Raw genomic sequence first — 10,901 nt, forward strand, 5'->3', positions numbered from 1 at the left:
TCGCTGGATTTTTATTCAACTTAAGGTATCCTTTGCGCCTTTTCTGAGTAACTAACTCAGATATTCAGTTTGCAGTCTGTTAAACTGACTATATATTCAATAGAGAACCAAAGTTAAGTGCGAGAACGACATGACCATACAAGCAGTGACTATTAATACCCCTACATTGAGTGACGCTGCCAGTAAAGTACAACAGGCGCTGATTGAGCGTGGCCTTGAGACGCCTATGCGCGACAATACTCTGTCTCCAGAGCAGCAAAAAGACAAAATTGAGCATCACATGCGTGAAATCCTCAATACACTTGCCCTCGACTTAACTGATGACAGTCTCGCCGATACCCCTAAACGTATCGCAAAGATGTATGTTAACGAGGTGTTTTCAGGCCTAGATTACAGTAACTTTCCTAAAATCACCGTCATCGAAAACAAAATGAATGTTGATGAAATGATCAAGGTGAAAGATATCAGCTTAACCAGTACCTGTGAGCATCACTTAGTGACGATAGATGGCGTTGCAACGGTCGCCTATTTGCCACGTAAAAAGATCATTGGTCTTTCAAAAATCAATCGTATTGTGCGCTTTTTTGCCCAGCGCCCACAGGTACAAGAACGTCTGACTCAGCAAGTGTTAGTGGCGCTGCAAACATTGCTTGATACAGACAATGTCGCAGTAAAAATAGATGCGGTACATTACTGCGTTAAGGCCCGCGGAGTAATGGATGCGACAAGTGAAACAAGCACTTCAGCATTAGGCGGAATTTTCAAATCAGATCCTTCTACTCGCTCTGAGTTTTTAAGCCGATAGCTTCAGCGAAGTTCAAGCACCTGCAATCGCGCAGGTGCTGAGCAAATACTAAATACCGTATTGCTCACGATAGGCTTTTACTGCAGCTAACTCAGTTTCCATTCCATCTTGGCCTTCAAGGTAAGTTAGCAAATCAGCCAAAGTCACAATTGATACAACCTGGCAACCAAAGTCACGCTCAACTTCTTGAATAGCCGATAATTCTGCTTTGCCCTTTTCTTGGCGATCTAACGCAATCAATACCCCAGCTAATTCAGCGTCATTGGCTTTAATGATCTCCATTGATTCGCGAATAGCGGTACCTGCGGTGATCACATCGTCCACCAGCATAACTTTGCCTTTTAACTCGCTGCCAACTAATGAGCCACCCTCTCCGTGATCTTTTTTCTCTTTACGGTTAAAGCAATAAGGCGCATCAATATCATGGTGTTCAGCTAATGCAACCGTTGTAGTTGTTGCAATTGGAATGCCTTTATAAGCTGGACCAAACACTAAGTCGTAATCAATACCTGAATCTACTAAAGCAGCCGCATAAAAGCGTCCTAATCGAGCTAAATCTTTACCTGTATTGAATAACCCTGCATTAAAAAAATATGGGCTAGTACGACCTGATTTAAGGGTAAACTCACCAAAACGTAATACCTGACGTTCTAGAGCAAATTCAATAAATTCTTTTTGATAGGCTTTCATGGTTAACTCTTATATTTTATCGGTAGGATACAAAAACGCCTCGAAGAACGAGGCGTTGAAATTTTAATTTAATGCGGTTTTCTGAACATCTACAATTTCACGAATACTGTTTTTTGCTAGCTCTAGCATTTCTAACAATTCTTCATGGCTGAAAGGCTCACCTTCAGCAGTACCTTGAACTTCAATCATTTTACCGGTTTCGGTCATGATCACATTCATGTCGGTTCCAGCTTCGCTGTCTTCAAGGTATTCAAGATCAGAAATCGCTTCACCTTTATAAATGCCAACACTTACTGCAGCAATCAAGAACTTAAGCGGGTTGGTTTTAATGATGCCTTTGCTACGAGCAAAATTAAGCGCATCAACTAATGCCACACAAGCCCCTGTGATAGATGCGGTACGAGTGCCACCGTCAGCTTGAATAACATCACAATCGATTACAATCGTATTTTCACCTAATGCTTTCATATCCACACAAGCACGCAAACTGCGACCGATTAAACGTTGGATCTCCTGAGTACGCCCAGATTGTTTGCCACGCGCAGCTTCTCTATCCATACGACTGTGAGTAGAGCGAGGTAACATGCCGTATTCTGCTGTAACCCAACCTTGGCCTTGTCCCTTAAGGAAACGCGGGACTCCTTCAGTAAAGCTAGCAGTACACAGAACTTTAGTTTCACCAAATTCCACTAATACTGAACCTTCAGCATGACCAGTAAAATTGCGGGTAATGGTAATTGGGCGAGTTTGTGCAGCAGTACGATTGCTTGGACGCATGAGTATTCCCTTGAAAAAGGCTTAGAAAAGTTGCTCAGTATTATAATGATTTGTCTAACCAGTTACTATGTTTACAAAGAAAAAGTCCTATTTTCTAAGTGTTAGAAATAAAGGCTGGATTTACAATTGCATTTACCTTCAATCACCCAAAAGCAACTCAAACATAAACAGTCTCTTTTTTGTTATACTCGCTGCCAGCTAATGAAATTTCAAAGGTTTACTTATGATCCAAAGCATGACTGCTTATGCTCGAATTGAGCACAAAGCCGACTGGGGTAATGCCTCATGGGAAATCCGCTCGGTTAATCAGCGTTACTTAGAAACCTATCTTCGACTACCCGATCATTTCCGTAGCTTAGAGCCAGTGCTACGTGACAAGCTTCGTAAACGCCTTAATCGCGGTAAAGTTGAAGTTAACTTACGTAATGAATTTGCCGATGCTAGCTCTAATGAAATCAAATTAAACCAAGCGTTAGCCAGTCAATTGCTCGACGTTGCCAATGAGCTCAAAAACCAAGCTGGACAAGGGGAACTCAACCTTGTTGAGTTGATGAAATGGCCAGGATTACTTTCTAGTGATGAGCAAGATATTGAGGCCATTGGTAAAGAACTATTGAGCGCTTTTGATAGTGCAATCGATCAATTCATTGAAGCCCGAAGCCGTGAAGGCGATGCCATTAAAACCATGCTTGAAACTCGTTTACAAGGCATCGAAGCTCAAGTTGCGATTGTGCGTGAACACATGCCACAAGTGATGCAATGGCAGCGCGAAAAACTGCAAACTCGCCTTGATGAAATTCAAGGTGAACTCGATCCAGCCCGTATCGAACAAGAAATGGTGCTATTGGCTCAAAAACAAGATGTCGCCGAAGAAATGGATAGGCTTGATGCTCATGTCGCTGAAACTCGTCGTATACTAAAAAAAGGCGGCGCTCAAGGTCGACGTTTAGACTTTATGATGCAAGAGTTTAATCGTGAATCGAATACCTTAGCTTCAAAATCCATCAGCACTGAAGTGACTGCTGCTGCGGTTGAACTTAAAGTTTTGATTGAGCAGATGAGGGAGCAGATCCAAAACGTCGAATAATGTTTCTAAGCTTTTCTTAATGTTCGATTAACCTCTGAAAGCTGCTATTTTAGCGGCTTTCTTGTTTCTAGCTGTATCTCATTTTTGCTGCTTGTTTCAAAATAGTGGTGACAGAAATGGTGACAGAATTAATTTGAAGCTTCATAAAATGCCAGATAAAGTAAATCTGTCACCACTTATTGAGGTTTCTATCATGCCACTTAAACTCAATGACAAACAAATCAAAGCCTTAAATAAACTACCCCGCAGCAAGCTGTCTCACCTTCGGATCGACTTCGCTTCGCGAAGCGCGGTATTTATCTCAGAACAACGTTAATTGGTGGTCTTTATGTAGCGCTTTGTACTTATCACCTTTTCCTTGGTTTTTGACATAATTAGCTATCATCGATTCATCACCATGTTTTCCGACCGTACTTGCAAAATAACCATCACTCCAAAACTCACCGCCCCACAACATCTTTTTGACTTGAGGGCATCTCTTAAAGACTTCTCTGGCTGTAATACTTTTCAACATCTGGACGATACTTTTCACACTATAAGTCGGGACTGACTGAACTAGGAAGTGAACATGATCTTTGTCTGTTCCTATCTCTAAGAACTTCAATTCATATCTTAGCTCTATCTCTAGACAGACTTGCTTCAGTTCTTCATCAACTGATTCATCAAAAACTGCCCTTCTGTATTTCGCTGGAAAAACTAGGTGATATAACAAAACAGTTACGTTATGGCTCTTATGTATAAACTCACTCGTTCACCTATTTTCGCAGCAAGCTGCTGGGAATAAAACCCTCAGAGATTTAAACAGTTTCCATATTTACGAAAGAAGCCTTATTGGGGCAATCGTTTTTGGGCTAAAGGCTATTGTGTTGATACTGTAGGTATCGATGCAGAGATGATCAGGAAATATGTCAAATATCAGGAAAAGCTTGAAAAGCGACAAGGAGGTTTTGATTTTTAATTTGTAAATTATCAGAGACAACAGCTTGCCATCTACGAGGGCAAGCACCAGCCCCTTTATAGGGTGCAAAAGGAAAGCCACCTTCTAAGAAGGTGAATTCTTTAGCTCTGCAGCTTTTAACTCCAAAAGCCCAAGATTGTCCTCGGAATCAGTAACGATAAATCCTAACTCCTTACTTAAAAAAGAAGTTAATTTAGTTTTTAATGTATTGCCTGAACGATAACCCGTAACGACTGCCTTTATTTGGTTTCGGTCTTGTTGGTAATGATGTAAAAACAATGCCTTAGCTAGCTCAAACGGAACGCCTCTCCCTTTTTCTTCATTTAAAACATTTTTAAAAATCTGTTCAACATGCAAATTAAGCTTACTTCCTGTAAGTCCCATATTCTCATAGCATATGGCTAGAGCTTGAATTCTTTCAATATTTTTACTGAAAGCATTTTTATTGACCACAAGCCATAGAGAATAAATGCTGCTTCTACAAACAATCTTCCACTCATCAATATAACTTTTTTGCCTCTCCTCCCCAAAGACTAAACAATCAGCTTTATCAAACTCTCCTGTTTCTGCGTAGACCATCAGAAACTGGGTACAGGTAACATCATTAGGAAGGAGAGCCTTGTTGGGGCTACGGCTTCGAACGTTGTTTTTAATGATGTCTAATACTTGTTGAGCAGCCTTACCATTACCCGTTTTTGCACACACACCGAGATAGGCATTATAAATTATGATACTTATAGGAATTTGCCATTCATCCAAATAGCTTTCTTTACCGTCAGTACCAAACAGTAAGCGCTGGGCTTTATCCATTTCCCCTGTTTCTGCGTAGACACTCAGAAGCTGGACGCAGGTAATCGCATCAGGAAGGATAGCCTTATTGGGACTTCGGCTTCGAACATTGCCTTTAATTATATCTAATACTTGTTGAGCAGCCTTACCATTACCTGTTTTTGCGCACACACCGAGATAGGCATTATAAATTATGGAGTCTATAATGACTTCCCATTCGTCCTGATAGCTTTTCTTGCCATTAGCTCCAAACAGTAAGCATTGGGCTTTGTCCATTTCCCCTGTTTCGGCATAGACCTTCAGAAACTGGACGCAGGAAATAGCATTAGGAAGGATAGCTTTATTGGAGCTTTGGCTTCGAAAATTGCCTTTAATTATCTCTAATACCTGTTGAGCAGCCTTACCATTACCCGTTTTTGCGCACACACCGAGATAGGTATTATAAATTATGACATCTATAGGAATTTGCCATTCGTCCAAATAGCTTTCCTTACCTTCAGCACTTATCAGCAAGCGCTGGGCTTTATCCATTTCCCCTGTTTCTGCGTAGACAGTCAGAAGCTGGACGCAGGTAATCGCATCAGGAAGGATAGCCTTATTATGACTACGGCTTCGAACATTGCCTTTAATTATATCTAATACTTGTTGAGCAGCCTTGCCATTACCTGTTTTAGCGCACACACCGAGATAGGCACAGAAAATTTTGTTGCTCAAAGGGATATGCCATTCGTCCAAATAGCTTTCCTTACCGTCAATGCCAAACAGTATGCGCTGGGCTTTATTCATCTCCCCTGTTTCTGCGTAGACACTCAGAAACTGGACACAGGTAACGTCATTAGGACGGATAGCGTTGAAGGAGGAGGAATGGCTACGCACATTGCCTTTAATTATATCTAATACTTGTTGAGCAGCCTTACCATTACCTGTTTTTGCACACACACCGAGGTAAGCGCAGAAGATTTTGGTGTTCAAAGGAACTTGCCATTCTTTCAAATAGCTTTCTTTATCACCAGTACCAAACAGTAAACGCTGGGCTTTATCAAAGTCGCCAGTTTTTGCATAGATAGCAAGAAGTTGGACACAGGTAATAGTACTAGGAAGGATAGCCTTGTTAGGAGTGCGGCTGCGCACATTGCCTTTAATTATGTCTAATACTTGTTGAGCAGCCTTACCATTTCCTGTCTTTGCGCACACACCGAGATAAGCACAGAAAATTTTGTTACTCAAAGGGATATGCCATTCGTCCAAATAGCTTTCTTTACCGTCAATGCCAAACAATAATCGCTCGGCTTTATTCATCTCCCCTGTTTCTGTGTAGACACTCAAAAGCTGGACGCAGGTAATGACATTAGGACGGATAGCGTTGCAAAAGGAGTTAAGGCTGCGCACATTGCCTTTAATTATGTCTAATACTTGTTGAGCAGCCCTACCACTTCCTGTTTTTGCGCACACACCGAGATAAGCACAGAAGATTTTGTTACTCAAAGGGATATGCCATTCGTCCAAATAGCTTTCTTTACCGTCAATGCCAAACAGTAAGCGCAGGGCTTTATTCATCTCCCCTGTTTCTGCGTAGACACTCAGAAACTGGACACAGGTAACTTCATTAGGACGGACAGCGTTGCAGGAGTGGGGATGGCTGCGCACATTGCCTTTAATTATATCTAATACTTGTTGAGCAGCCTTACCATTACCTGTTTTTACGCACACACCGAGATAAGCGCAGAAGATTTTGGAGTTCAAAGGAACTTGCCATTCTTCCAAATAGCTTTCCTTACCGTCAGTATCAAACAGTAAGCGCTGGGCTTTATCCATCTCCCCTGTTTCGGCATAGACCTTGAGAAACTGGACGCAGGTAATAGTATTAGGAAGAATAGCCTTACTGGGAGTACCGCTACGCACATTGCCTTTAATTATATCTAATACTTGTTGAGCAGCCTTACCATTACCTGTTTTTGCGCACACACCGAGATAGGCGCAGAAGATTTTGATGTTCAAAGGAACCTGCCATTCTTCCAAATAGCTTTCCTTACCGTCAGTATCAAACAGTAAGCGCTGGGCTTTATCCATCTCCCCTGTTTCTGTGTAGACACTCAAAAGCTGGACGCAGGTAATGGCATTAGGACGGATAGTCCTGTTGGGACTGCAACTTCGAACATTGTTTTTAATTCTGTCTAATACTTGTTGAGCAGCCTTACCATTACCTGTTTTGGCGCACACACCGAGATAGGCATTATAAATTATGATATTTGCAGGAATTTGCCATTCGTCCAGATAGCTTTCCTTACCGTCAGCGCTAAACAGTATGCGCTGAGCTTTATCAAACTCTCCCGTTTCTGCGTAGACCGTCAGAAACTGGACGCAGGTAATAGCATTAGGAAGGATAGCTTTATTGGAGCTTTGGCTTCGAAAATTGCCTTTAATTATCTCTAATACCTGTTGAGCAGCCTTACCATTACCCGTTTTTGCGCACACACCGAGATAGGTATTATAAATTATGACATCTATAGGAATTTGCCATTCGTCCAAATAGCTTTCCTTACCTTCAGCACTTATCAGCAAGCGCTGGGCTTTATCCATTTCCCCTGTTTCTGCGTAGACAGTCAGCAGCTGGACGCAGGTAATCGCATCAGGAAGGATAGCCTTGTTGGGGCTACGGCTTCGAACGTTGCCTTTAATTATCTCTAATACCTGCTGAGCAGCCTTACCATTACCTGTTTTTGCGCACACACCGAGATAAGCGCAGTAAATTTTGTTATTTGCAGCGAGTTGCCATTCGTCTAAATGGCTTTTATGGCGATGACGGCCAAAGAGTATATGTTTCGCATTATCAAGCTCATTGGTTTTTGCGTAAATCGATAATAAAATCGTACAAGTAGCTTGACTTGGCCTAGCTTTCTTTTTAACTATGAGTTTGATTAAATCTTGCGTCTTGCTGGCAAGTCGAACTCCTGAATTCCTATTGCGTAATTGAATTAATCTATTATTAAAAGCACGTGTGGAGAAATATTCACCTTTACTATTATCATTTTTACCTGTCTGCTTTGCTGAATGAAACCGATTAAAATACTGACGCGTATGAAGGCCTTTAGAGCTAATTTGCCCTCCAGTTTTCTGTATGGCAATTGAACTGCATTGTTTTTGCAAGAAAAATTTATCGGAGACTAAATTCGTTCTTCTTTTAGGTGATATTTCGAATTCAGATAGCCTTGCAGGTCGCTTGTGAGCATGCCTTTTCTCAGATATTGCACCTGAAAGATTACTGACTGAGGAAGGTTGTAACAAGCTGTCTAGGGTATAGGAAATAAAGCTTCTCGATTAGATTAAATGGGAGTTCGTTACAACTAAATGTAAACGCAGTGGAATAATACGTAAACACTTTTAGCATTAAAATGATTCACCTATTCAGTTGTTGTACAACTAGAGGCCATCATTCCCAATTAAAGATTTTTTTGATTTGTTACTGCCTAAAATTTGCAAAATCAAGGCACGAAGAATGAAGTTTTGTGGGCTAAATGAAAGATAAGTAACGAAGAGTTTGCAAATTTTAGGCGTAACCCGAAGGGCTGCGTTTCTTTTTTGTTTAAACTGCATTGTCAAATGTTCGTGTAGAAACGAAGTAACGACAGATGTGTATGTCGGTAATAACTACACTTCACATTTTCCGTCTTGTTTAACCTAAAAAATTAACAGCAACAAATCAAAAATCTAATTGAGAACGGCCTTTAGATTCTTTTATTAAAATTGTCGCTTATTCGCCAGAGGTGTGTTTTTTGTATCTAAATTATTTAGATTTCAACTGGCAATTTTTACAAGCCCTGTAACCAGAACAGCTAAGACATCTAGGTGACCTAGTGCAAATTGAGATAAGATTTAAACAGGAACACCATTGAGTTAATGAGTTCCATAGCTATAAGGATCGTTTTCGTACAACATCCTATGATAAAGCATTTTCATCAACTCACTTTTTTTCGTGTACAGTGAACTGCGACACAAAATTTCTCGCCCTCGTTAATAATGGAAATGGCGTATCAGACAATATCTTCTGGTTTTATTTTATTTGTCCCTGATTGAAGTTGCTAGAAGTGCCTAACATGAATTGCATTGCATCATGACCACCAGTTAACGAATAGTGATTTACTGAATTTGGATCATCATCAAAAGAGATTTCAAACCATTGGTAAGGATGGGGGGTAAAGGTGAACATCCATTTTAAATGGTTAATTACCGTAACGTCTGAATCAATCCAGCCTAGTCCCGTAGAATCGCAAATCATAGATAAATGAAATCCCAAAACAGCTTGATCGTTTTGTGCTTTAATGGTGGCCGCTCTTGTCGCGTTAGGTGCGCAACGTGGTGTGTCCAGATAATTGATGGTGCATTGAGCAGAATTAAGACAAGCAAAAGCAAAAACCCTAGGGGTTACTGGATCAGAGGTAGAAGTTAACACTTTGGAATTTCCAGAATTAAGAACGTGCCAATATCCAAAAGTCCTTACGGGTGAATCTGCCATTACGGGTGCTGATAGTGCTGCAATTAATAGTAAAGTTTTCATTTTGATTACTCCATGCATCTTATTTGATTTCTTAAATATCGTTTTCAGCTTCAAGCTCAATGATTAGGTTTTCAGCCTTATCTAATCGTTGTTCAAGCTGGTTAATGATAAATCTATGTTTTGTAGCTCTCTTTCCGTTTGAAATACTGTCTGCTCGTCCTTTTGAATGAACATAATCTATGCATTGATGATTTACCTACACATCTGTTTTAGGTGTTTCAGCTCGCTTGTTTTCATCTTCAATGATTACGGCTATAATTTCTGTGCTCTATGGGTTACCGAGGCTTCCACCAACTACCTTTCTTTTGATTCCCAATAAAACCTTCAGAGATTTAAAAGTTGAACAATAGCATCATCTCCTCTCGCAATAGCTAACTGCAATGGTGTTTTTCCTTGTGTTTCTATATCTATATTGACGTTCTCTTTTATCAATCTCTCTACCACTTGGGATTGAGAACGAAGTATTGCAAAATAGAGCGGTGTGAAGCCTAGCTCTGTGACGGCATTAACATTGGCTCCCCGTGAAATTAAATAATCAATAATCTCTACATGCCCTTGCACACAAGCAACATGCAATAAAGTGACTTTTTCTTGTAAACTGCTAAATTGCAAAGGCTGATTTACATCAAATGTTGGAGGTAATTGTTCTTTTAGCTTTGAAGTATCACCTTTCTGGCAGGCATTCAGCAAACGAGAATTCAAGTCAGTTTCAGACTCAACATTTTTATTTGCTACAGAAGTCGATTGCGATTCTAGTTCTAGGTCTGGTTTTAACTTATTCCTTATTTCAGGGCTTGGCTGTGGCCTAGGTGCAGGGCTAGGTAGCGCTCTTGCTGACAGAGCCTCTCTATGTCGGGATGGCAAGTCACCTCCGATCATTTCAAGGATAACAACGTCGTCTTTTTTTTCTAAAATAGGCTTTTTTGTATCCCCATTAGATGCTACAGGAGATATTGACGTCGACGTTGTTTGTTGCCTAGATACACTTAAGGTTGGTGACTCGTTTAAGGCAGCAATTGAATTCCTTTCTTCTTCTAAGCTTCTTTGCTCAAGCTCTCTAAAGCTAACCACAGTACTTGGTTGGATTTTAGAAGCATCATGCTGAGCGTTACTATTTGCGACATGATATTGTGCATTTGATTTTACTTTCAAATCTTGAGCAGCTTGTTGCATTACCCCTGTTATACCTTCACTCCCTTGCTGTATAGCGCCTTCAGTAATTTTACAGGCTTCATCGAGC

8 protein-coding genes and 1 pseudogene are annotated in these 10,901 nt (G+C 40.7%); 3 read left to right on the plus strand and 6 right to left on the minus strand.

What is annotated here, in order from left to right; genetic code table 11:
- Positions 1 to 130 precede the first annotated feature (130 nt).
- Positions 131 to 805: a GTP cyclohydrolase I FolE gene (gene folE, locus D5018_RS14775; RefSeq protein ID WP_121839774.1), complete on the plus strand. Its 675-nt coding sequence runs from the start codon at positions 131 to 133 to the stop codon at positions 803 to 805.
- Positions 806 to 853: 48 nt separating this feature from the next.
- Here folE and pyrE read toward each other — a convergent pair whose 3' ends face one another.
- Positions 854 to 1,495, minus strand: coding sequence for an orotate phosphoribosyltransferase (gene pyrE / locus D5018_RS14780; protein WP_121839775.1), 642 nt, complete (start codon positions 1,493 to 1,495; stop codon positions 854 to 856).
- Between the two features lie 63 nt (positions 1,496 to 1,558).
- Complete coding sequence (gene rph / locus D5018_RS14785) at positions 1,559 to 2,272, minus strand: ribonuclease PH (protein ID WP_121839776.1); 714 nt, start codon at positions 2,270 to 2,272, stop codon at positions 1,559 to 1,561.
- A 223-nt stretch (positions 2,273 to 2,495) separates the two neighbouring features.
- Here rph and D5018_RS14790 point away from each other — a divergent pair, with 223 nt between their 5' ends.
- Entirely contained in the window at positions 2,496 to 3,359 is an 864-nt protein-coding gene (locus D5018_RS14790; protein ID WP_121839777.1) for a YicC/YloC family endoribonuclease, read from the plus strand.
- A gap of 301 nt (positions 3,360 to 3,660) precedes the next feature.
- Here the strand turns inward: D5018_RS14790 and tnpA are convergent, their stop codons facing one another.
- Entirely contained in the window at positions 3,661 to 4,098 is a 438-nt protein-coding gene (gene tnpA, locus D5018_RS14800) for an IS200/IS605 family transposase (protein ID WP_121839779.1), read from the minus strand.
- Positions 4,099 to 4,155: 57 nt separating this feature from the next.
- Between tnpA and D5018_RS22160 the strand changes: the two are divergent.
- A pseudogene (locus D5018_RS22160) lies at positions 4,156 to 4,317 on the plus strand (transposase); the annotation flags it as partial.
- A gap of 84 nt (positions 4,318 to 4,401) precedes the next feature.
- On the opposite strand, the gene D5018_RS14810 reads toward D5018_RS22160, so the two are convergent.
- The 3 genes from D5018_RS14810 to D5018_RS14820 all read right to left on the minus strand — a co-directional run.
- The gene (locus D5018_RS14810) at positions 4,402 to 8,391 is read right to left on the minus strand and encodes a pentatricopeptide repeat-containing protein (protein WP_133309304.1); all 3,990 of its coding nucleotides are present in this window, start codon (positions 8,389 to 8,391) and stop codon (positions 4,402 to 4,404) included.
- Positions 8,392 to 9,157: 766 nt separating this feature from the next.
- A complete protein-coding gene (locus D5018_RS14815; protein ID WP_121839781.1) occupies positions 9,158 to 9,661 on the minus strand; it encodes a hypothetical protein in 504 nt (167 codons plus the stop codon).
- 324 nt (positions 9,662 to 9,985) lie between these two features.
- Positions 9,986 to 10,901: ankyrin repeat domain-containing protein (locus tag D5018_RS14820; protein WP_133309305.1), on the minus strand; the 916-nt coding region annotated here is incomplete at its 5' end.

Origin of the sequence: Parashewanella curva, from assembly GCF_003675895.1 — a bacterium.
In the GTDB taxonomy this organism is placed as follows: domain Bacteria; phylum Pseudomonadota; class Gammaproteobacteria; order Enterobacterales; family Shewanellaceae; genus Parashewanella; species Parashewanella curva.